This window comes from Pseudomonas sp. Ma2-10 (genome assembly GCF_054330215.1).
On sequence record NZ_JBTEYL010000008.1, the window covers coordinates 14,730 to 36,117 of the forward strand.

At 59.9% G+C, this 21,388-nt stretch carries 19 protein-coding genes; 14 read left to right on the top strand and 5 right to left on the bottom strand.

Features of this window, described 5'->3' with window-relative positions; all coding sequences use genetic code 11:
* Positions 1–20: 20 nt before the first annotated feature.
* From ACXPVS_RS12115 to ACXPVS_RS12125, 3 genes are read right to left on the bottom strand one after another with little or no spacing between them, the layout of a single operon-like run.
* Positions 21–788, bottom strand: coding sequence for a heme ABC transporter ATP-binding protein (locus ACXPVS_RS12115; protein ID WP_458510148.1), 768 nt, complete (start codon positions 786–788; stop codon positions 21–23).
* Complete coding sequence (locus tag ACXPVS_RS12120; RefSeq protein WP_458510149.1) at positions 788–1,825, bottom strand: FecCD family ABC transporter permease; 1,038 nt, start codon at positions 1,823–1,825, stop codon at positions 788–790. Before ACXPVS_RS12120 ends, ACXPVS_RS12115 begins: the two co-directional genes overlap by 1 nt.
* Positions 1,822–2,694, bottom strand: a complete 873-nt coding sequence (locus ACXPVS_RS12125) for a heme/hemin ABC transporter substrate-binding protein (protein ID WP_458510150.1) — start codon at positions 2,692–2,694, stop codon at positions 1,822–1,824. The genes ACXPVS_RS12120 and ACXPVS_RS12125 overlap by 4 nt, the downstream gene beginning before the upstream one ends.
* A gap of 166 nt (positions 2,695–2,860) precedes the next feature.
* Between ACXPVS_RS12125 and ACXPVS_RS12130 the strand changes: the two genes are divergently transcribed.
* On the top strand, positions 2,861–3,178 hold the full coding sequence (locus ACXPVS_RS12130; RefSeq protein ID WP_458510151.1) for a Rieske (2Fe-2S) protein: 318 nt from the start codon (positions 2,861–2,863) through the stop codon (positions 3,176–3,178).
* Here the strand turns inward: ACXPVS_RS12130 and sfsA are convergent.
* Together sfsA and ACXPVS_RS12140 are read right to left on the bottom strand one after the other, a co-directional pair.
* Positions 3,175–3,888: a DNA/RNA nuclease SfsA gene (gene sfsA, locus ACXPVS_RS12135; RefSeq protein WP_458510152.1), complete on the bottom strand. Its 714-nt coding sequence runs from the start codon at positions 3,886–3,888 to the stop codon at positions 3,175–3,177. The two genes, ACXPVS_RS12130 and sfsA, sit on opposite strands and share 4 nt — an antisense overlap.
* Positions 3,888–5,060 (bottom strand): pyridoxal phosphate-dependent aminotransferase, encoded by a 1,173-nt coding sequence (locus ACXPVS_RS12140; protein ID WP_458510153.1) that lies wholly within the window; start codon positions 5,058–5,060, stop codon positions 3,888–3,890. The genes sfsA and ACXPVS_RS12140 overlap by 1 nt, the downstream gene beginning before the upstream one ends.
* 333 nt (positions 5,061–5,393) lie before the next feature.
* Here ACXPVS_RS12140 and dksA point away from each other — a divergent pair, with 333 nt between their 5' ends.
* The 13 genes from dksA (at position 5,394) to ACXPVS_RS12205 (ending at position 21,349) form a co-directional block, all read left to right on the top strand.
* A complete protein-coding gene (gene dksA / locus ACXPVS_RS12145) occupies positions 5,394–5,834 on the top strand; it encodes an RNA polymerase-binding protein DksA (RefSeq protein ID WP_458510154.1) in 441 nt (146 codons plus the stop codon).
* Positions 5,835–5,911: 77 nt separating this feature from the next.
* Positions 5,912–6,808: a tRNA glutamyl-Q(34) synthetase GluQRS gene (gene gluQRS, locus ACXPVS_RS12150; protein WP_458510155.1), complete on the top strand. Its 897-nt coding sequence runs from the start codon at positions 5,912–5,914 to the stop codon at positions 6,806–6,808.
* A gap of 77 nt (positions 6,809–6,885) precedes the next feature.
* Positions 6,886–7,062 carry a hypothetical protein gene (locus ACXPVS_RS12155; protein WP_003176118.1) on the top strand — a complete coding sequence of 59 codons (177 nt, stop codon included), beginning with the start codon at positions 6,886–6,888 and terminating at the stop codon, positions 7,060–7,062.
* Positions 7,046–10,000, top strand: coding sequence for a sensor histidine kinase (locus ACXPVS_RS12160; protein ID WP_458510156.1), 2,955 nt, complete (start codon positions 7,046–7,048; stop codon positions 9,998–10,000). Before ACXPVS_RS12155 ends, ACXPVS_RS12160 begins: the two co-directional genes overlap by 17 nt.
* Before the next feature lie 22 nt (positions 10,001–10,022).
* Positions 10,023–11,459, top strand: coding sequence for a sigma-54-dependent transcriptional regulator (locus ACXPVS_RS12165; protein ID WP_458510157.1), 1,437 nt, complete (start codon positions 10,023–10,025; stop codon positions 11,457–11,459).
* Positions 11,460–12,188: 729 nt separating this feature from the next.
* Positions 12,189–13,589, top strand: a complete 1,401-nt coding sequence (locus tag ACXPVS_RS12170; protein WP_458510158.1) for a polynucleotide adenylyltransferase PcnB — start codon at positions 12,189–12,191, stop codon at positions 13,587–13,589.
* 3 nt (positions 13,590–13,592) lie between these two features.
* Positions 13,593–14,078 carry a 2-amino-4-hydroxy-6-hydroxymethyldihydropteridine diphosphokinase gene (gene folK / locus ACXPVS_RS12175; RefSeq protein WP_458510159.1) on the top strand — a complete coding sequence of 162 codons (486 nt, stop codon included), beginning with the start codon at positions 13,593–13,595 and terminating at the stop codon, positions 14,076–14,078.
* 275 nt (positions 14,079–14,353) lie between these two features.
* A complete protein-coding gene (gene panB / locus ACXPVS_RS12180; RefSeq protein ID WP_458510160.1) occupies positions 14,354–15,154 on the top strand; it encodes a 3-methyl-2-oxobutanoate hydroxymethyltransferase in 801 nt (266 codons plus the stop codon).
* Positions 15,151–16,011, top strand: a complete 861-nt coding sequence (gene panC / locus ACXPVS_RS12185; protein WP_458510161.1) for a pantoate--beta-alanine ligase — start codon at positions 15,151–15,153, stop codon at positions 16,009–16,011. Before panB ends, panC begins: the two co-directional genes overlap by 4 nt.
* 72 nt (positions 16,012–16,083) lie before the next feature.
* A complete protein-coding gene (panD, locus tag ACXPVS_RS12190) occupies positions 16,084–16,464 on the top strand; it encodes an aspartate 1-decarboxylase (RefSeq protein WP_003228271.1) in 381 nt (126 codons plus the stop codon).
* A 228-nt stretch (positions 16,465–16,692) separates the two neighbouring features.
* On the top strand, positions 16,693–18,357 hold the full coding sequence (pgi, locus tag ACXPVS_RS12195; RefSeq protein ID WP_458510162.1) for a glucose-6-phosphate isomerase: 1,665 nt from the start codon (positions 16,693–16,695) through the stop codon (positions 18,355–18,357).
* Positions 18,358–18,472: 115 nt separating this feature from the next.
* Positions 18,473–20,410, top strand: coding sequence for an acetate--CoA ligase (acs, locus tag ACXPVS_RS12200; RefSeq protein ID WP_458510163.1), 1,938 nt, complete (start codon positions 18,473–18,475; stop codon positions 20,408–20,410).
* Between the two features lie 66 nt (positions 20,411–20,476).
* Positions 20,477–21,349: an oxygenase MpaB family protein gene (locus ACXPVS_RS12205; protein WP_458510164.1), complete on the top strand. Its 873-nt coding sequence runs from the start codon at positions 20,477–20,479 to the stop codon at positions 21,347–21,349.
* Positions 21,350–21,388: the final 39 nt, after the last annotated feature.

Consider the following 21,388-nt stretch of genomic DNA (forward strand, 5'->3'; position numbering starts at 1 on the left):
GTATTCACCCCATAAAAAACTCAGCGGGCGATGATCAGCGGATGCCCACGTTCCGGGTGCTGCTGCACCAGCACTTCCAGCCCGAACACGGCCTTGAGTGGTTCCGGGCGCAACACCTGCTCCGGTGTATCGAGCGCCACAGGGCGTCCGCCTTCGAGCAGTAACAGACGATCACAATAGCGCGCGGCCAGGTTCAGATCATGCAGGATTACCAGTACCGCCGCGCCTCTATTGGCGAACTCGCGCACGGCTTGCAACGTGGTGTGCTGATGAAGCGGGTCGAGCATCGACGTTGGCTCATCGAGCAACAACGTTTGCCCTGCTTCGCCCGGCCAGAGTTGCGCCAGAACCCGCGCCAGATGCACCCGCTGACGTTCGCCACCGGACAAAGCCAGATAGCTGCGGCCACCCAAATGCCGGGCATCGGCAGCGTGCAACGCGGCGGCGACGATCTCGTCATCGCGGACCTGACCGCTTTGATGCGGCAAGCGGCCCATGCCGACCACCTCTTCGACACGAAACGCAAAGTCCAGGGTCGACACCTGCGGCAATACCGCCAAACGCTGCGCTCGCGTCGTTCCCGTCCAATCGCTCAACTCGCGCTCATCGAGCCAGACGCCGCCATGATGAGCCTGTAACTCGCCGCACAAGGCGCCGAGCAAGGTGCTTTTACCGGCGCCGTTAGGCCCCAGCACACCAAGGACTTCGCCCGGGTTGAGCTCAAGCGTGATGTCCGTCAGGACAATCTTTGAGCCTCGGCGGATTTGCAGATTTTGCGTTCGCAACATCAGGCACGCCCTCTGAGCAATAAATACAGAAAGAACGGCGCACCGATGAAAGCCGTGACGATCCCGATCGGCAATTCGGCCGGCGCCAGGGCCAGTCGCGCCACCAGATCGGCAAACAACAAAAGACTGGCACCTGCCAATACTGACGCGGGCAATAGCACACGATGATCCGGCCCGGCCAGCAGTCGCACCAGATGCGGCACCACCAGACCAACAAAACCGATCATCCCCGCTGCGGCCACCGCAGCACCGACACCCAGTGCCGTGCAAAACACCAATTCGCGCTTGAGCCCTTCGACGTCGATGCCCAGGTGACCCGCCTCCGACTCACCCAGCAACAACGCATTCAAGGCCTTGGCCCGGCGCGGCAGCCACAGCGCCACGCCGGCACTGATCAGCAGCAACGGCCAGAGCCGCGAATAGCTGGCGCCATTGAGGCTGCCCAGGTTCCAGAACGTCAGGGTGCGCAGCGTCGCGTCATCCGCCAGATAGGTGAACAGCCCCACGGCGGAGCCGGCCAGCGCAGTCAACGCTATACCGGCCAGCAGCATGGTCGCGACATGGGTCTGCCCGTTGCGCCGGCCCAGTCGATACACCAATGCCGTCACGCCGAGCCCGCCGAGAAACGCACACAGCGATAACAGATACGGCCCGAATGATTCAGGCAGACCGCCGAATACAGAACCACCAACGATCGCAATTGCCGCGCCCAATGCCGCACCGCTGGAGACGCCGACCAGTCCCGGATCGGCCAGAGGATTGCGAAACAACCCTTGCATCGCCACACCGGACAATGCCAACACCCCTCCCACGGCCAAACCCAACAAGGTTCGCGGCAAGCGAATCTGCCCGAGGATCAGTTCGGCCTGCTCCAGTCCGTCGGGCGCGATCGGCACCCCCACCAGGCGCAGGGTTACGCGCAAGGTGTCGAACAACGGCAAGCTTACCGGCCCAAGCGCCAACGACAGCCAGATGGCCACTACACACAGCAGGATCAGACCCATGAATAACGCGCGTGGTTTAACCAGGATGGTCATTGGCCGGCCGAACCAGGGTAAAAGGCGTCAGACAGTTTTTTCAACGCCTCGGGCAACCGCGGCCCCAAGCCCCCCACCAACAACGTCGGATCAAGCTCCATGACCCGCCCGTCCTTGGCCGCGCGGGTCGAGGACAGGAGCGGGTTCTCCTTGAACAACGCCGCACGTGCCGCATCGCCGGTCAGTGCACGATCGGCAAACACCAGCACCTCGGGATCCAGGCTGATCAGGGATTCGACAGAAAAGGGTTTATAGCCGGTATGCGTGGCCAGATTGTGCCCACCGGCCTGCTGCAGCAACCAATCGGCGGCGGTGTCCTTGCCGGCGATCAGCGGTTTGCCGCCCGCGTGGCCAAGCAACAACAGCACGCCCGGCGATTTTTCCTTCAACTGCCCCCGAGTGACCCGGATTTTTTGTTGATCGAGTTGCTGCTGATAAGTCTGAAACACCTGCCAAGCCTGATCTTCAGCGCCGAGTAACTTGCCCAAATGCTGCAAATTACCTTGCAAGGTCGGCAGATCCGGCTGGGCCGAGAACAGTTCGACCTGCACGCCTGCACTGCGAACCTGCGTAAGTACCGGTGGCGGTCCCATTTCCTCGGTGCCGACCAGTATCTGCGGGCGTAAGCTCAAAATACCCTCCGCCGACAATTGCCGCTGATACCCGATGCTTGGCAATGCCTTGAGCGATTCCGGGTGCTGACTGGTGGTGTCGACACCGACCAGTTTCGATTCACCGCCCAGCGCGCTGATCCATTCCGATAAAGCTCCACCAGCGCTGACCCAACGTTGTGGCAACTCGACCGCGGCGGCGTTGAGGCTGACGAGGAGGCAGACACAGAACGCAGCAACGTGGGTACTCAGGTGCATAAACAGCATCCTTTAAGGGGTTTCCCGGGCATTGAAATGACAGGCCACGTATCCTAGGCGCCTGGCATCTGTAACCTAAGGGCAAGGCGGCCATTTGATAATTGTTTGCATTTGAACGTCAAGCTCGGACACATCCGGTCACGAGCCGCAGGACTTGAGGATAGACATGAAGTTTCTTTGTGCAGGCGTTGAGCTGGCCGATGCCAGCAGTCGCGGCTTCGACATCGACGGCCAGAAGCTCTTTGCCGTACGCCGTGGCGGCCGGGTTTACGTCTACATCAATCGCTGCCCGCACCGTGGCGTCGGACTGGAATGGAAGCCTGACCAGTTTCTCGACCCCAGCAACAGCCTGATCCAGTGCGCGACCCACGGCGCACTGTTTCTGATCGAAGACGGGGAATGCGTCGCCGGCCCTTGCGCTGGTCAGTCCTTGACCACCGTCGCCTGCCGCGAAGACGAGCAAGGGATCTGGGTCAGTCTTTAGCCGTTCAGCAATACATCCAGACGCCGATCGACCACCATTTCTTCGTGGGTCAAGTGCACGCCATAGGCCAGCACCTCGACCCCGCACGACACCGCCTCACGCAAAGCTGCGGCGTAGGCCGAATCGATTTCTTCTGCAGGACGCACAGCGTCGATGCCGGCGAGATTGACGCAATACAACTGCACCGCACGAATTCCGTCCCGGGCCAGATGCGCCAGCTCGCGCAAATGCTTGGCCCCGCGCTGGGTCACCGCATCGGGAAACGCGGCCACCGCAGAACCATCGAAGCCCAAAGTCACGCTTTTGACCTCGACATAAGCCGGCCCGCTCGGGTAATCGAGGCGAAAATCGATGCGACTGCTCTCCTGACCGTAGGCCACTTCACGTTTCAGTTCGGTAAAACCGTTCAGTTCGGTGATGACACCAGCTCGCAACGCCTCTTCGATCAAGCCGTTGGCCCGCCCGGTATTCACACAAAACAAGCGTCCCTGCGGCGTTTCGCCGATTTCCCAGGTACCCGGCAACTTGCGCTTGGGGTCATTGGAACGGCTGAACCAGACCTGTCCGCCTTCGACCTGGCAATTGAGCATCGAACCGGTGTTCGGACAGTGAATGGTCAGCAACTCGCCGCTAACGGTTTCGATATCGGCGAGAAAACGCTTGTAACGACGAATCAAACGTCCTTCTTCGAGGGGTGGATGAAAACGCATCAGCCTTGCCAGCTCTTCAAGCCGCGAGCAATCCGCTCGACCGCTTCCTGTAGGCGCGCAAGGCTTTGGGTGTAGGCAAACCGCACGTGGTGGCCAGCTTGATAACGGCCGAAGTCCAGACCCGGAGTAATCGCCACGTGTTCAGTTTCGAGGAAGTGTCGACAGAACGCGAAGGCATCGCCGCCGAACTTGCTGATATCAGCATACAAGTAGAACGCGCCTTCAGGCTCAACGGCGATACCAAAGCCTAACGCTCGCAGGGCTGGCAGCAAGAAATCCCGACGGCGGCCGAATTCGGTGCGTCGCTCTTCCAGAATGCTGATCGTGGCCGGTTCGAAGCAGGCCAGAGCGGCATATTGAGCCATGCTCGGGGCGCTGATATAAAGGTTCTGCGCGAGTTTCTCCAGCTCACCGACCGCCGCTTCAGGCGCCACCAGCCAACCAAGTCGCCATCCTGTCATGCCGAAATACTTGGAAAAACTATTCAGCACAAAGGCACTGTCATCGACCTCCAGTACGCTGGCCGCATCAGTGCCGTAGGTCAGACCGTGATAGATCTCATCCACCACCAGATGACCCTGACGCTCCTTGATCGCGGCTGACAGGCCCGCCAGCTCCTCGCGGGCCAGAATCGTCCCCGTCGGGTTGGCTGGCGACGCCACCAGGGCGCCGACGCTGTCGTGGTCCCAATGGCGCGCAATCAGGTCCGGCGTCAGTTGATAGCGCACGTCCGGACCTACAGGAACAAGCTGCGCCGCGCCTTCCACCAGCCGCAAAAAGTGCCGGTTGCACGGGTATCCAGGGTCAGCCAGCAGCCAGTGCTTGCCCGGATCTACCAACAAGGCACTGGCCAGCAGCAGCGCACCGGAACCGCCAGGCGTGATGAGGATTCGCTGCGGATCGATGTTCAAACCGTAACGCTGCTGATAAAAGCCGGAAATAGCCTCTCGCAACTCGGGAATGCCGCGCGCAGCGGTGTAACGGGTCTTCCCCGCCGTCAATGCGGCCTGGCCAGCCTGAATGATCGGCTCGGCGGTGGTGAAGTCGGGTTCGCCGATTTCCAGGTGGATCACGTCGTGACCAGCAGCTTGCAGTTCATTGGCCCGCGCCAGCAGCGCCATGACATGGAAAGGTTCGATCGCGCGACTGCGGGCACTGTAGGACTGAGCCATTAGCCTTCCTTCAACGGGGAAAAAAACCAATTCTACCCAAGCGCAGGAACGAGCGAGAACCTAAAGCGGTCAGACCGTTATATCGCGGGTCTCAAACGACTCGAGCGTGCGTCCCAGGTTTGACTAAAATCAATAATTGATCAGGTCTCCAACACCACCAGACAAGGCTTTGCAATCATTTGCAAGCACCGCGGGCCACGACCTCGACATCCGGGAGTGGCGCGGTCCGATTTGATCTGGTAAGTTCGCCCGCTTGCAGCCGCAGGGCCGGCAGGTGTCGGTGATGGAGCAATCCTGCGCAGATGGATTACAAGAGTAGAGGCGGTCCATTTCATGCCCACCCAAGCAAAGCAGCAAAATCAGACCATCAGCGGTTTCGAACCCTACCAGGCAGTCAAGGGTGAGGAATACATGGGTAAACCCATGCGCGCTCACTTCACCAAGATCCTGAACAAGTGGAAACAGGACCTGATGCAGGAAGTCGACCGTACGGTTGATCACATGAAGGACGAAGCGGCTAACTTCCCTGACCCGGCAGACCGTGCCAGCCAAGAAGAAGAGTTCAGCCTCGAACTGCGCGCCCGCGACCGAGAGCGCAAGTTGATCAAAAAGATCGACAAGACGCTGCAACTGATCGAAGACGAAGAATATGGCTGGTGCGAGTCGTGCGGCGTCGAAATCGGCGTCAAGCGACTGGAAGCCCGCCCTACCGCCGACATGTGCGTTGACTGCAAGACCCTGGCGGAAATCAAGGAAAAGCAAGTCGGCAAGTAATCTCGACTTGAACGAAAGACGGAGCGTGCGAACGCTCCGTTTTTGTTTCTGATGTTTTTTGACTTTAAATAGCCGCCATGACCGCCATCGCTTCCCCCACTTACATCGGGCGCTTCGCCCCCACGCCCAGTGGACATCTGCATTTCGGCTCGCTGGTCGCAGCGCTGGCCTCGTACCTCGACGCGCGCTCGGTGGGGGGCCGCTGGCTGATGCGCATGGAAGACCTCGATCCGCCACGGGAAGAGCCGGGCGCTCAAGCGGCGATCCTTAACGCCCTGGAAGGCTACGGTTTCGAGTGGGATGGCGAAATAGTCCGACAGAGTGACCGGCACGATGCCTACGCCGAAGTCCTCAATCGCCTGTTCAATCACGGTCTGGCCTATGCGTGCACCTGTTCGCGCAAAACACTTGCCCCCTATCACGGGATATATCCGGGACTGTGCCGAAATGCCGGCCACGGCACTGAAGATGCCGCGATTCGCCTGCGTGTCCCCGAGCTGGAATACCACTTCATCGACCGGGTCCAAGGCGAATACCGCCAACACCTGGGCCGGGAAGTCGGAGATTTCGTGATTCGCCGCCGCGACGGGCTCTACGCCTACCAATTGGCGGTGGTGCTGGACGATGCCTGGCAAGGCATTACCGATATCGTGCGCGGCGCCGACCTGCTCGACTCCACGCCGCGCCAGCTCTACTTGCAAGAACTGCTTGGCCTGCCGCAACCGCAGTATCTGCATATCCCGCTGATCACCCAGCCCGATGGCAACAAGCTCGGTAAGTCCTATCGTTCGCCGCCGTTGACTGAAGATCAGGCAACCCCCTTATTGCTGCGTGCGTTGCGCGCACTGGGGCACAATCCCGGTGCCGAACTGGCTTACGCCACCCCACGGGAAGTGTTGAACTGGGGCATCGCCCACTGGGATGCAGCGTTGATCCCGCGCGCTCTCAACCTGCCCGAAGCACAACTACAGTGATCACACTTGCAGTGGCGCGCCCATCCGTTACCATCGCCGCACGTTTTCGGGCACGCGCATAAAAAAGAGAGGCCGGGATGTACATCTATCGCTTGGTCCTGCTCCTGGTAGTGGGGATTTATCTGTTTTCCCCGGCCATCATGGATTGGTGGATCGACGCCACTGGCGCCTGGTATCGCCCCTATCTGCTCTGGCTGATTCTGATCGTCGTGACCTTCATCCTGCAGAGCCAAAAAGATGCCGATGAGCTTTAGCCTGACCCAGATGATCCTGATCAGCGCCGCGTACCTGGCGGTGCTGTTCGGCGTAGCCTGGGTCAGCGAACGGGGCATGATCCCCCGGGCGATCATTCGCCACCCGCTGACATACACCCTGTCGCTCGGCGTTTACGCCAGTGCGTGGGCGTTTTACGGCACGGTGGGCCTGGCCTATCAATATGGCTACGGATTTTTATCCAGCTATCTGGGCGTCTCGGGCGCGTTTTTGCTGGCGCCAGTGCTTTTGTATCCGATTCTGAAGATCACCCGCACGTATCAGCTGTCGTCGCTCGCCGATCTGTTCGCCTTCCGCTTCCGCAGCACCTGGGCCGGCGCACTGACCACGATTTTCATGCTGATCGGTGTGCTGCCGTTGCTGGCGTTGCAGATTCAGGCGGTGGCCGACTCCATCGGCATCCTCACCCGTGAGCCGGTACAACATCGCGTGGCCCTGAGCTTCTGCGCGCTGATTACGCTGTTCACGATTTTCTTCGGCTCCCGCCACATTGCCACCCGCGAAAAACATGAAGGCCTGGTGTTCGCGATTGCTTTCGAGTCGGTGATCAAGCTAATCGCCATCGGCGGCGTGGGTCTCTATGCCCTGTATGGCGTATTCGACGGTCCGCAACAGCTGGAACTGTGGCTCCTGCAAAACCAGACTGCCCTCGCCGCGTTGCACACGCCATTGCAGGAAGGCCCGTGGCGTACGCTGCTGCTGGTGTTCTTCGCTTCGGCGATCGTGATGCCGCACATGTACCACATGACGTTTACCGAAAACCTCAACCCGCGCTCATTGGTGAGTGCGAGCTGGGGCTTGCCGCTGTTCCTGCTGTTAATGAGTCTGGCGGTGCCGCTGATTCTCTGGGCCGGACTGAAACTCGGCGCCACCACTAACCCGGAATACTTCACGCTGGGTATCGGCATCGCCGCCAACAGCAAGGCCCTGGCGCTATTGGCCTATATCGGTGGATTGTCGGCAGCCAGCGGGTTGATCATTGTCACCACCCTGGCGCTGTCCGGGATGGCGCTGAACCACTTGGTGCTACCGCTTTATCAGCCGCCCGCCGAAGGCAATATCTACCGATGGCTGAAGTGGACCCGACGGGCGCTGATCGTCGCGATCATCATGGCCGGTTATGGTTTCTACCTGCTGCTGGGCGCGCAACAGAATCTGGCGAATCTGGGCATTGTCGCCTTTGTCGCCACCCTGCAGTTCCTGCCGGGCGTGCTGTCGGTACTGTACTGGCCGACCGCCAACCGCCGCGGTTTCATCGCCGGCTTGCTCGCGGGGATTCTGGTGTGGCTGGTGACCATGCTGCTACCGCTGGTCGGCAATCTGCAAGGCTTCTACATACCGCTGCTGAACATGATCTACGTGCTGGACGACACCAGTTGGCACATGGCGGCGATCGCCTCGCTGGCGGCCAACGTGCTGATGTTCACCTTGATCTCACTGTTCACCAACGCCAGCAGCGAAGAGACCAGTGCAGCGGAAGCCTGCGCCGTGGACAACGTGCGCCGGCCGCAACGCCGCGAACTGCACGCTGCCTCGCCCCAGGAGTTCGCCACACAACTTGCAAAACCCTTGGGCGCCAAGGCTGCGCAGAAAGAAGTCGAACAGGCTCTGCGTGATCTTTACTTACCTTTCGATGAGCGCCGGCCCTACGCCTTGCGCCGTTTGCGCGACCGTATCGAAGCCAACCTTTCCGGCCTGATGGGGCCGAGCGTGGCTCAGGACATGGTCGAGACATTCCTGCCTTATAAGGCCGGCGGCGAAAACTACGTCACCGAAGACATCCACTTCATCGAAAGTCGGCTCGAGGATTACCACTCGCGCCTGACCGGGCTTGCCGCCGAACTCGATGCCCTGCGCCGCTACCACCGCCAAACCTTGCAGGAGTTGCCGATGGGCGTCTGCTCACTGGCCAAGGATCAGGAAATCCTCATGTGGAACAAAGCCATGGAGGAGCTGACCGGGATTGCCGCGCAGCGTGTAGTCGGTTCGCGCCTGAGCACCATTACCGATCCCTGGAAAGAGCTGCTGCAAGGCTTCATCAATCTGCCGGACGAGCATCTACACAAACAGCACCTGGCACTCGACGGCCAGACGCGCTGGCTGAACCTGCACAAAGCAGCGATCGATGAACCGCTGGCCCCGGGTAACAGCGGCCTGGTTCTACTGGTGGAAGACCTGACCGAAACCCAGATGCTCGAAGACAAACTGGTGCACTCCGAGCGCTTGGCCAGCATCGGCCGACTCGCCGCCGGCGTGGCCCATGAAATCGGCAACCCGATCACCGGCATTGCCTGTCTGGCGCAGAACCTGCGCGAAGAGCGCGAAGAAGACAGCGAATTGAAGGAAATCAGCGGGCAGATCCTGGAGCAGACCAAACGCGTGTCGCGCATCGTTCAGTCGCTGATGAGCTTCGCCCACGCCGGTAGCCATCAGCACAGCGACGAGCCCGTCTGTCTGGCGGAAGTGGCCCAGGATGCCATCGGCTTGCTGGCCCTCAACCGACGCAATTTCGAAGTGCAGTTCTACAACCTGTGCGATCCCGATCACTGGGTCGAAGGCGACCCGCAGCGGCTGGCACAAGTACTGATCAACTTGCTCTCAAACGCCCGCGACGCCTCGCCTCCCGGCAGTGCGGTGCGGGTCAAAAGCGAAGCCGGCGAACACACGGTCGACTTGATCGTGGAAGACGAAGGCAGCGGTATTCCGAAGAACATCATGGACAGATTGTTCGAACCTTTCTTCACCACCAAGGATCCTGGCGAAGGCACCGGTCTGGGCCTTGCACTGGTCTATTCCATCGTTGAAGAGCATTATGGACAAATCACCATCGACAGCCCGGCTGATGTTCAAAGCCAACGCGGCACCCGTATCAGGGTGACCTTGCCGCGTCATGTCGAAGCGACGTCCGCTGTGAACTGAGACCGTCGAGAGTATCGAATCAATGCCGCACATTTTGATCGTCGAAGACGAAACAATTATCCGCTCCGCCTTGCGCCGCCTGCTGGAACGTAACCAGTACCAGGTCAGCGAAGCCGGCTCAGTGCAGGAAGCACAAGAACGCTTCACCATTCCCACGTTCGACCTGATCGTCAGCGACCTGCGTCTGCCTGGCGCGCCGGGCACCGAGTTGATCAAACTCGGCCAGGGCACTCCGGTGCTGATCATGACCAGCTACGCGAGCCTGCGTTCGGCAGTCGACTCGATGAAGATGGGCGCGGTGGATTACATCGCCAAGCCTTTCGATCACGATGAAATGCTGCAAGCCGTCGCGCGAATCCTGCGTGACCGTCAAGCGGTACAAGCCAGCGGTGAGCCGGTCGCCGGCAAAGCCGGTAATGGCGCCGCGAAACCGGTCGCCAGTAACAACAACGGCGAGATCGGCATCATCGGCTCCTGCCCGCCTATGCAGGATCTGTACAGCAAGATCCGCAAGGTCGCACCCACCGACTCCAATGTCCTGATCCAGGGCGAATCCGGCACTGGTAAAGAACTGGTGGCGCGCGCCCTGCACAATTTGTCCAAGCGCGCCAAGGCAACGATGATTTCGGTGAACTGCGCGGCCATTCCGGAAAGCCTGATCGAGTCCGAACTGTTCGGCCACGAAAAAGGCGCGTTCACTGGCGCCAGCGCCGGGCGAGCCGGTCTGGTGGAAGCGGCGGACGGCGGCACTTTGTTCCTCGACGAAATCGGCGAACTGCCACTGGAAGCCCAGGCCCGCCTGCTGCGCGTGCTGCAAGAAGGTGAAATTCGTCGTGTGGGTTCGGTGCAGTCCCAGAAAGTCGATGTGCGCCTGATCGCCGCGACCCACCGGGACCTCAAGAGCCTGGCGAAGATCGGCCAGTTCCGTGAAGACTTGTATTACCGCCTTCACGTGATCGCCCTGAAACTACCGGCCCTGCGCGAGCGCGGCGCGGACGTCAACGAAATTGCCACTGCGTTCCTGGCGCGGCAGAGCGCGCGGGTCAACCGCACCGATCTGAAGTTCGCCCCGGATGCCGAGCAAGCCATTCGTCACTACTCCTGGCCGGGTAACGTTCGGGAGCTGGAAAACGCCGTAGAACGTGCGGTCATCCTGTGCGAGAGCCCGGAGATTTCCGCCGAGCTGCTGGGTATCGACATCGAACTGAGCGATCTGGACGATGACGATTTCATCGGCCTGCCCCCACAACAGGGCAGCGCCGCCGGTAACAATAGCCATGAGCCGACCGAAGACCTGTCACTGGAAGATTACTTCCAGCACTTCGTTCTCGAGCACCAGGACCACATGACCGAAACCGAGTTGGCGCGCAAACTCGGTGTCAGTCGCAAATGCCTGTGGGAACGGCGGCAGCGCCTGGGCATTCCGCGGCGCAAGACCGGAGTGGCCAGCGAGAGCTGAACCGTGCCTGTCTGATGTGCGGGTAACACGTGACTTTGTGAAAAAACTGTTACCTCAGCTTTTTCACGTAACAGAAGCCGGGGCTTACGGTAACGAAGCCCCGGTTTTTTTTGACCTCCAGAAACCTCAGCAGCCGGCCTAACCCCTTGTTTTGCTGGGCCTTGCAAAAGTTGGCACGCACCCTGCTATATGTTTGGTACAAGAACAATAACAAGCAATGCACAAGACAATAAAAATAAGACGTATCGACTCACGCACAATAAAAACAAGACGGCGAGAGGCGCAGCTAACTGATTCTTTTGGAGAGGCGTTGTATTTGGGGCTTGCCCCACAACCAGGCCGAGAACAACAAAAAACTGTCATAAGGCAGAGCCTGAACTGGTTGGATCGCAAGATCACTGCAACACAGCGACCAAAGCAATCCGTTTGCTCTTGACTCCCGATTGGGAGGGTCATGAAGGAAAAACTTCATGGCGAGGGCACTCAACAAAAACAAGAAGCCCGAATCAAAAATAAAAATAGAGCACGCAACTACTTTCTTGGGGAGCTTCGGCTCCCCTTGTAGTTTCTGGCCTTTGTCCCTTGTCACTGCTACAGGACCCTGCGTACCACCTCCCTTCACGCGCTTGCGCAGCTTCCTACACCATCCCCCGACTAAATGCTAGAATCCCCGCCCATCATGCGGTCATTCTTCGTTTTGGCCGAACATTCCTTCAAACAGTGCATCCCATGCTGAAGAAGTTGTTCCAGTCATTCCGTTCTCCCAAGCGTCATACGCAACACATTCGCAGTACGCCTGAAGTGCTCAACAGCGGCCAACATTCGCTGCAAAAAGCCCAGTTCAGTCGCTACGCGGTGAACATTGTCGAACGCCTGCAGAACGCCGGTTATCAGGCTTACCTGGTCGGCGGCTGTGTGCGTGACATGCTGCTCGGTATCACGCCAAAAGATTTCGACGTCGCCACCAGTGCCACCCCTGAGCAGGTGCGGGCCGAATTCCGCAACGCGCGGATCATCGGTCGCCGCTTCAAGCTGGTGCACATCCACTTTGGCCGTGAAATCATTGAAGTCGCGACCTTCCGCGCCAATCACCCGCAAAACGATGAAGAGGAAGACAGCAACCAGTCCTCGCGAAACGAGAGCGGGCGCATCCTGCGCGATAACGTCTATGGCACGCTGGAAGAAGACGCGCAGCGCCGCGACTTCACCATCAACGCCTTGTATTACGATCCGGTCAGCGAGCGCATCCTCGATTACGCCAACGGCGTACATGACATCCGCAATCACCTGATCCGCCTGATCGGCGACCCGAAGCAACGCTACCAGGAAGATCCGGTACGGATGCTGCGAGCCGTGCGTTTCGCCGCCAAGCTGAATTTCGGCATCGAAAAACACAGCGCCGCGCCAATCCGTGAACTGGCGCCGATGCTGCGCGAGATTCCATCGGCCCGCCTGTTCGAAGAAGTGCTCAAGCTGTTCCTCTCCGGCCATGCCGCGGACACCTTCGAGATGCTGGTCGACCTGCAGCTGTTCGATCCACTGTTCCCGGCCAGTGCCGAGGCGCTGGAATACAACCCGACCTATACCCACACATTGATCAGCGAAGCGTTGATCAACACCGATCTGCGGATCAAACAGAATAAACCGGTGACCCCGGCGTTCCTGTTTGCGGCCCTGCTTTGGCCTGCCCTGCCGGCCCGCGTGTTGCGCCTGCAAGAGCGTGGCATGCCGCCGATTCCGGCGATGCAGGAAGCGGCTCACGAGTTGATTGCCGAACAGTGCCAGCGCATCGCGATTCCGAAACGCTTCACCATGCCGATCCGCGAGATCTGGGACATGCAAGAGCGTCTGCCACGTCGCAGCGGCAAGCGCGCCGACCTGCTGCTGGACAACCCGCGGTTCCGTGCCGGTTACGACTTCCTGCTGTTGCGCGAAAGCGCCGGCGAGCAGACCGATGGCCTGGGCGAATGGTGGACGGATTATCAGGACGCCAACGACAGCGAACGCCGCGACATGATCCGCGACCTCAGCGGCAAGGATGACGGCTCCGGCGCTCCACGCAAGCGTCGCCGCAGTGGTGGCGCCAAGCGCAAACGCACCGCTGGCGCACCGAGTGCCACGGGCGAGTAATCCATGGAACGTATCTACATCGGCATGGGCAGCAATCTGGCTGACCCCGCCGAACAACTGCGCAGCGCCGTCGACGCGCTGGCGCAGTTGCCGCAGACCGAACTGATCGGGGTTTCCGGGTTTTATCAGAGCGACTCGCTGCTGCCCGGCCAACCGCGTTATACCAACGCGGTTGCCGCCCTCGACAGCACGCTCCCGCCACTGGGGCTGCTTGATGCACTGCAAGCCATCGAGAACGGGCAGGGCCGCGAGCGCCTTGAACGTTGGGGGCCGCGTACGCTGGACCTCGACATCGTACTGTTCGGTGATCGGCTGATCGATGAACCTCGCCTCAAGGTGCCTCATTACCATATGCAGGAACGCGCTTTCGTTCTGTATCCACTGGCCGAACTGGCGCCCGCGGATTTACGTCTGGCCGATGGTCGCAGCCTGAGTGATTTGCTCGCTGCCTGCCCGTTCGTCGGGTTGGAGCGCCTTTCCCCGGCTTGATACTCCCCCCCACATGGATTTATGTAGCTCTCGCAGAATCTGCTGAATCGCATCAGTTACCCCGGTAACACCCCACGCGTAACAATGCGGTAACACACGCAATTGACTTCCCGAGTTCTGCTCACGACTATAGGCGTCCCACTGCCGCCAACACGGCGTTGAAGGGCGCAATCCAGGCCTTAAAAGCGCGACAACAGACCGTGCGCCTGTATTTAACGAAGAATCACGCGCGTTACTCGCAGTAGTTTCCACAGCGCCTGAATGAGGAACTTTTCATGCCAGCCATCACCCTGACCACTCTGCAAGGTCTCAAGCAAAAAGGTGAAAAGATCACCATGCTGACCTGCTATGACGCGACCTTCGCCCACGCCTGCAATGAGGCGGGTGTCGAAGTGTTGCTGGTGGGCGACTCCCTTGGCATGGTTTTGCAAGGTCACGACAGCACCCTGCCAGTCACCACCGCTGAAATGGCTTACCACGTGGCCTGCGTCAAACGCGGTAACACCGATGCGTTGATCCTCGCCGACCTGCCCTTCATGGCCTACGCCACCACCGAACAAGCCATGACCAACAGCGCCCTGTTGATGCAGGCAGGTGCGCACATGGTCAAGGTTGAAGGTGCGTTGTGGCTGGCGGACTCGATCCGCCTGCTGGCCGAGCGCGGTATCCCGGTGTGCGCGCACATGGGGCTGACACCGCAATCGGTGAATATCCTCGGCGGTTACAAAGTCCAGGGTCGCAACGAAAACCAGGCGCGGCAGATGCGTGCCGATGCGATCGCCCTGGAACAGGCCGGCGCCGCGATGTTGCTGCTCGAATGCGTACCGAGCGAACTGGCCGAAGAGATCACCCTGGCGGTGAAAATTCCGGTAATCGGCATCGGTGCCGGCAGTGGCACCGACGGCCAGGTACTGGTTCTGCACGACATGCTCGGCCTGTCGATCACTGGCCGAGTACCGAAGTTCGTGAAGAACTTCATGGCCGGGCAACACACCATTCAAGCGGCGCTTGGCGCGTACGTCACTGAAGTCAAAGCGGTGACTTTCCCTGGTATCGAACACGGATTCTCTGCATGAACACCGTAAAAACCTTACGCGAGCTGCGCGCCGCCGTGGCCCGTGCCCGCAGTGAAGGCAAGCGCATCGGCTTCGTGCCGACCATGGGTAACCTGCACAGCGGCCATGTGGCACTGGTGACCAAAGCCACCCAACGGGTGGATTTCGTGGTCGCGAGCATTTTCGTCAACCCGTTGCAGTTCGGCGCCGGCGAAGACCTCGACAAGTACCCGCGCACCCTCGCGGCCGATCAGGAGAAATTGCTCCAGGCCGGTTGCCACTTGCTGTTCGCGCCAACCGTTGAAGAAATGTACCCCGACGGCATGGTCGGCCAGACCCGCGTCAGCGTTCCTCAACTCAGCGAAGGCCTCTGCGGCGCCAGCCGTCCCGGGCATTTCGAAGGTGTGGCGACGGTGGTCACCAAGCTGTTCAACATGGTCCAGCCGGACCTGGCGATCTTCGGCCAGAAAGACTTCCAGCAACTGGCGGTGATCCGCGCCCTGGTGCATGACCTGAACATGCCGATCCAGATCATCGGCGAACCGACGGTACGTGCAGCCGATGGCCTGGCGCTGTCGTCGCGCAATGGTTTCCTCAGCGAAGAACAGCGGGCCGTTGCGCCGGTTGTGTATCGCGGCTTGAGCCAGATCGCCGACGCGATCAAACAGGGCGACCGGGATTTCCCGGCGTTAATTGGTGCGCAGATCAAGCAGCTTGAAGCGGCTGGTTTGCGCTCTGATTATCTGGAGATTCGCGATGCGCTGACCTTGCGTCCGGCGACCCCCGAGGATCGGGATCTGGTGATTCTGGTGGCGGCGTTCCTGGGCACTACGCGGTTGATCGACAACCTGCATCTGAACCTCGACGCTACGGCCTAAAGCTCCGTATTGCTCGCCCTCAAGCCTTTGGGCACAATGCCCGCCGTTCGATTCCGACCCGGGGAAACACTCATGCACGCCATCATGCTCAAAGCCAAGCTGCATCGCGCCGAAGTCACCCACGCTGTACTCGATTACGAAGGTTCTTGCGCCATTGACGGCGAATGGCTGGACCTGTCCGGCATTCGTGAGTACGAACAGATCCAGATCTACAACGTCGACAATGGTGAACGCTTCACCACCTACGCGATTCGTGGCGAAGAAGGCTCGCGCATGATCTCGGTCAACGGTGCAGCCGCACACAAAGCCAAGGTCGGTGACCGAGTGATCATCTGCGCATACGCCCACTACAGCGAAGCCGAGTTGCTCAACTTCAAGCCACGCATGCTCTACATGGCGCCGGGTAATGAATTGAGTCATACCAGCAATGCCATTCCGGTTCAGGTCGCCTGATCCGGTCTTAGCCTATCCCCTTCCGTTTGTCGGTCCGTTCCCTGCTTGATGTATAAAAAAGTACCGGGAACGGGTCAGACAAAGTCAAGACAGATCGCAGCGCGAGGTTTACTGTATTCGCCCTGTGTCATGAAATCGTGTCGACGCAGTTGACCGGACGCCCACCCACAGCGCTCCGGTATTTTTAGTGTTCAAAAGGCCGTTCAAGTAAAAAGGAAACCCGCAGCGATGGCGTATTACCGCACCCCTCAAGACGTTACCGCTCTGCCCGCCTGGCAAGCGTTGAATGACCACCGCCAAGCCATGCAAGATTTCAGCATGCGCGAAGCCTTCAATGCCGATCCGCAGCGCTTTACTCAATTCACCCTCAGCAGCTGCGGCCTGTTTCTCGACTACTCGAAAAACCTGATCAACGCCCAGACCCGCGATCTGCTGGTGGGCCTGGCCAACGAAGTCGACCTCCAGGGTGCGATCAAAGCCCTGTTCGAAGGCGAAATCGTCAACGCCTCCGAAGGTCGTCCGGCCTTGCACACCGCCCTGCGCCGTCCGGTCGGCGACAAGCTGTCGGTCAACGGCGTCAACGTGATGCCGGAAGTGCACAAGGTCCTGAACCAGATCACCGACCTCGTGGGCCGTATCCACGACGGTTTGTGGCGCGGTTACTCCGAGAAGCCGATCACGGACGTGGTGAACATCGGCATCGGTGGCTCGTTCCTCGGCCCGGAGCTGGTCTCCGAAGCGCTGCTGTCCTACGCCCAGAAGGGTGTTCGCTGCCATTACTTGGCGAACATCGACGGCAGTGAGTTCCACGAACTGACCCTGAAGCTGCGCGCCGAAACCACGTTGTTCATCGTTTCGTCGAAATCCTTCAACACGCTCGAAACCCTGAAGAATGCCCAGGCCGCACGTGCCTGGTACCTGGCTCAGGGAGGTTCGGAAGCCGAGCTGTACCGTCACTTCATCGCTGTCTCCAGCAACAATGCAGCGGCTGTGGCCTTCGGGATCCGCGAAGAAAACATCTTCCCTATGTGGGACTGGGTTGGCGGCCGCTACTCGTTGTGGTCAGCCATCGGCTTGCCGATTGCCCTGGCCATCGGCATGTCGAACTTCAAGGAACTGCTGTCCGGTGCCTACACCATGGACCAGCATTTCCAGAGCGCGCCGTTCGAACAGAACATGCCGGTGCTGCTGGCCCTGCTCGGTGTGTGGTACGGAAATTTCTGGGGCGCGCAAAGCCACGCGATCCTGCCGTACGACCACTACCTGCGTAACATCACCAAGCACTTGCAACAGCTGGACATGGAATCCAACGGCAAGAGTGTGCGCCAGGACGGCACGCCGGTGTCCACCGACACCGGCCCGGTGATCTGGGGAGGCGTTGGCTGCAATGGTCAGCACGCTTACCACCAGTTGCTGCACCAGGGCACCCAAGTGATCCCGGCCGACTTCATCGTGCCGATCGTCAGCTTCAACCCGGTGTCTGACCACCACCAGTGGCTGTACGCCAACTGCCTGTCGCAAAGCCAGGCGCTGATGCTGGGCAAGACCCTTGCCGAAGCCGAAGCCGAGTTGCGCGACAAAGGCATGAGCGAAGAAGACGTGCACAAACTCGCGCCTCACAAAGTGATCCCGGGCAACCGTCCGAGCAATACGTTGGTGGTCGAGCGCATCAGCCCGCGTCGTTTAGGCGCCTTGGTGGCGATGTACGAACACAAAGTTTTCGTGCAAAGCGTGATCTGGGGCATCAACGCCTTCGACCAATGGGGTGTGGAGCTGGGTAAGGAGCTGGGTAAAGGCGTCTACAACCGCTTGGTCGGCAGCGAAGAAACCCCGGCTGACGATGCTTCAACCCAAGGCCTGATCAACTACTTCCGCGGTCGTCACCGCGGTTGATCCGCCCCTGAAAACACCCCCTCACTTTGAGGGGGTGTTTGTTTTCGGACCTTGAACCCTCTCCTTACTCGGCGCATCTTTAGACCTTGTCGCAAAACAAGAATAAGGAACCGTCATGTTCGATATCAGCACGTTCCCCCAAGCCGATGCCGTCCGCCGGGCTGCACAATTGAGTCAAGACGACTACAAACGCCTGTACCGCCAATCCATCGACCACCCCAGCACCTTCTGGGCCGAACAGGCCACGCGCTTTCTCGACTGGAGTACGCCGTGGAATACCGTCCAGCGCTATAACCTGAAAACCGGTGAGGCGAGCTGGTTCGCCGGCGCAAAGTTAAACGTCAGTTACAACTGCATTGACCGCCACCTGGACAAGCGCGGCGATCAAATCGCGATCATTTGGGAAGGCGACGACCCTGCCGAATCCGCGCAGATCACCTACAAAAAACTTCATCACAACGTCTGTCGCCTGGCCAACGTGCTCAAAAGCCGTGGCGTGAAGAAAGGCGACCGCGTGTGCATCTACATGCCGATGATCCCCGAAGCCGCCTACGCCATGCTTGCCTGCACGCGCATTGGTGCGGTGCATTCGGTGGTGTTCGGTGGTTTCTCTCCAGACTCTGTGCGTGACCGGATTCTCGATGCCGACTGCCGCACCGTGATCACCGCCGATGAAGGCGTGCGTGGTGGCAAATTCGTGCCGCTCAAGCAGAAGGTCGACAAGGCGCTGCAAAGTTGCCCGAACGTCAGCACCGTCATCGTGGTCGAGCGCACTCAGGGCGAAGTGGACTGGGTCGAGGGCCGGGACATCTGGTATCACCAGGCGCTGGGCGACGTCAGCGACGATTGTCCGCCCGAGCCGATGGACGCCGAAGACCCGCTGTTTATCCTTTACACCTCGGGCAGCACCGGCAAACCCAAAGGCGTGCTGCACACCACTGGCGGCTACCTGCTGCAAGCGGCGATGACCTTCAAGTACGTGCTCGATTACCGCGACGACGAAGTCTTCTGGTGCACCGCCGATGTCGGCTGGGTCACCGGCCACAGCTACATCGTCTACGGTCCTCTGGCCAACGGCGCGACCACGCTGATCTTCGAAGGCGTGCCAAGCTACCCGAGCAGCTCGCGCTTCTGGCAGGTGATCGACAAGCATCATGTGAACATTTTCTATACCGCCCCGACCGCCCTGCGCTCCCTGATGCGTGAAGGCCCCGAACCATTGAAGGAAACTTCCCGCGCGAGCCTCAGATTACTCGGCAGTGTCGGTGAGCCCATCAACCCGGAAGCGTGGGAGTGGTACTTCAATGCCGTCGGCGAACAGCGTTGTCCGATCGTCGATACCTGGTGGCAGACCGAAACCGGCGGCATCATGCTCAGCCCGTTGGTCAGCGCTCAAAGGATCAAACCCGGCTGCGCCACACAACCGATGTTCGGCGTGCAACCGGTGTTGCTCGATGAAGTGGGCAAGGAAATCAAAGGCGCCGGCAGCGGTGTGCTGGCGATCAAATCCAGCTGGCCGGCGCAGATCCGCAGCGTCTATGGCGATCCGCAACGAATGGTCGACACCTATTTCAAGCCCTACCCCGGTTACTATTTCACCGGCGACGGGGCCCGGCGCGATGAGGATGGTGATTACTGGATCACCGGGCGCATTGACGACGTGATCAACGTTTCCGGACACCGCATCGGCACGGCGGAAGTGGAAAGCGCGCTCGTGCTGCACGACAGCATCGCCGAAGCGGCGGTGGTCGGTTACCCGCACGACGTCAAGGGTCAGGGCATCTACGCTTTCGTCACCCCCATGAACGGCACCGAACCCAATGACGACCTGAAGAAAACACTGCTGGCCCACGTCAGCGAGGAAATCGGCAGCTTCGCCAAACCGGACCTGATCCAGTGGGCACCGGCCTTGCCGAAAACCCGCTCAGGCAAGATCATGCGGCGCATTCTGCGCAAGATCGCCTGCAACGAACTGGACAGCTTGGGCGACACCTCGACCCTGGCTGACCCGGGCGTGGTCCAGGCGTTGGTCGATAAACGCCTGAATCAATAAGCTCATGCTTTAAACTTCCCGGCGCGGCCCAACACGGCCGCGCGTTTTTTTCGCCACTGAGCCGCTATGGAATTCATTCGAACCCGCATCGAAACCCAGATCATGAGCCTGACCGGTCTTTCTCTGGGCAAACTCGACCTGGAAAACCCCAAGGGGGACCCCGGCCTGTTCGGGCCCGATTCGGTGAGCTGGCAAGTGCATGGCGACTTCAGCAGCATGTTGATCGGCGGCATCAGCGCCTTGATGTTGCAAGCGCTACATCCACTGGCCCTGGCCGGGGTCTGGGACCATTCGAATTTTCGCGAAGACATGATTGGCCGGCTGCGCCGTACCGGGCAGTTCATTTCCGGCACCACGTTCGGTTCGCGAAAAGACGCTGACTGGCTGATCGAGAAAGTCCGCACCATCCACTTGCACGTGACCGGCACTGCACCGGATGGCCGGCCTTACGCCGCCAGTGATCCTGTTCTGTTGACCTGGGTGCACGTAGCCGAGGTGAGCAACTTCCTCGCGGCCCATTTGCGTTACCGCAACCCCAACCTTTCCCTTGCTGATCAGGACCGTTATTACGCGGAAATCGCGTTGATCGCCGAACGGCTCGGCGCCCGTGACGTGCCGCGTTCGCGGCAGGAAATTGCCGATTACCTTGAACGAGTTCGCCCACAACTGCTGTGTGATGAGCGCAGTCAAGAGGTGTTACGGCTATTGTTGAACGCCCCGTCCCCCAGCCGCTTGGCCAAACCTTTCGGCGGTTTGATGATGCAGGCCGGGATCGACCTGCTACCGGACTGGGCCAGTGACATGCTTGGCGTCAGCCAGAGCCCGCTGCAGCGCAAGCTGATCCGCGCCAGCGTCAATCGCAGCGCGCCGATGCTGCGCTGGGCGGTGCGTAACGGCTCGGTGCACCGGGCCAAACGACGGATGGGGTTGCTGACCTGAAAACCGCTTAAAAGCTGTTAAACTCCCGCGCCAAATTCC

Coding starts and splice junctions, on each gene's coding strand:
- ACXPVS_RS12115 (WP_458510148.1), bottom strand. CDS start 788: ATGTTGCGAACGCAAAATCTGCAAATCCGCCGAGGCTCAAAGATTGTC.
- ACXPVS_RS12120 (WP_458510149.1), bottom strand. CDS start 1,825: ATGACCATCCTGGTTAAACCACGCGCGTTATTCATGGGTCTGATCCTG.
- ACXPVS_RS12125 (WP_458510150.1), bottom strand. CDS start 2,694: ATGCACCTGAGTACCCACGTTGCTGCGTTCTGTGTCTGCCTCCTCGTC.
- ACXPVS_RS12130 (WP_458510151.1), top strand. CDS start 2,861: ATGAAGTTTCTTTGTGCAGGCGTTGAGCTGGCCGATGCCAGCAGTCGC.
- sfsA (WP_458510152.1), bottom strand. CDS start 3,888: ATGCGTTTTCATCCACCCCTCGAAGAAGGACGTTTGATTCGTCGTTAC.
- ACXPVS_RS12140 (WP_458510153.1), bottom strand. CDS start 5,060: ATGGCTCAGTCCTACAGTGCCCGCAGTCGCGCGATCGAACCTTTCCAT.
- dksA (WP_458510154.1), top strand. CDS start 5,394: ATGCCCACCCAAGCAAAGCAGCAAAATCAGACCATCAGCGGTTTCGAA.
- gluQRS (WP_458510155.1), top strand. CDS start 5,912: ATGACCGCCATCGCTTCCCCCACTTACATCGGGCGCTTCGCCCCCACG.
- ACXPVS_RS12155 (WP_003176118.1), top strand. CDS start 6,886: ATGTACATCTATCGCTTGGTCCTGCTCCTGGTAGTGGGGATTTATCTG.
- ACXPVS_RS12160 (WP_458510156.1), top strand. CDS start 7,046: ATGCCGATGAGCTTTAGCCTGACCCAGATGATCCTGATCAGCGCCGCG.
- ACXPVS_RS12165 (WP_458510157.1), top strand. CDS start 10,023: ATGCCGCACATTTTGATCGTCGAAGACGAAACAATTATCCGCTCCGCC.
- ACXPVS_RS12170 (WP_458510158.1), top strand. CDS start 12,189: ATGCTGAAGAAGTTGTTCCAGTCATTCCGTTCTCCCAAGCGTCATACG.
- folK (WP_458510159.1), top strand. CDS start 13,593: ATGGAACGTATCTACATCGGCATGGGCAGCAATCTGGCTGACCCCGCC.
- panB (WP_458510160.1), top strand. CDS start 14,354: ATGCCAGCCATCACCCTGACCACTCTGCAAGGTCTCAAGCAAAAAGGT.
- panC (WP_458510161.1), top strand. CDS start 15,151: ATGAACACCGTAAAAACCTTACGCGAGCTGCGCGCCGCCGTGGCCCGT.
- panD (WP_003228271.1), top strand. CDS start 16,084: ATGCACGCCATCATGCTCAAAGCCAAGCTGCATCGCGCCGAAGTCACC.
- pgi (WP_458510162.1), top strand. CDS start 16,693: ATGGCGTATTACCGCACCCCTCAAGACGTTACCGCTCTGCCCGCCTGG.
- acs (WP_458510163.1), top strand. CDS start 18,473: ATGTTCGATATCAGCACGTTCCCCCAAGCCGATGCCGTCCGCCGGGCT.
- ACXPVS_RS12205 (WP_458510164.1), top strand. CDS start 20,477: ATGGAATTCATTCGAACCCGCATCGAAACCCAGATCATGAGCCTGACC.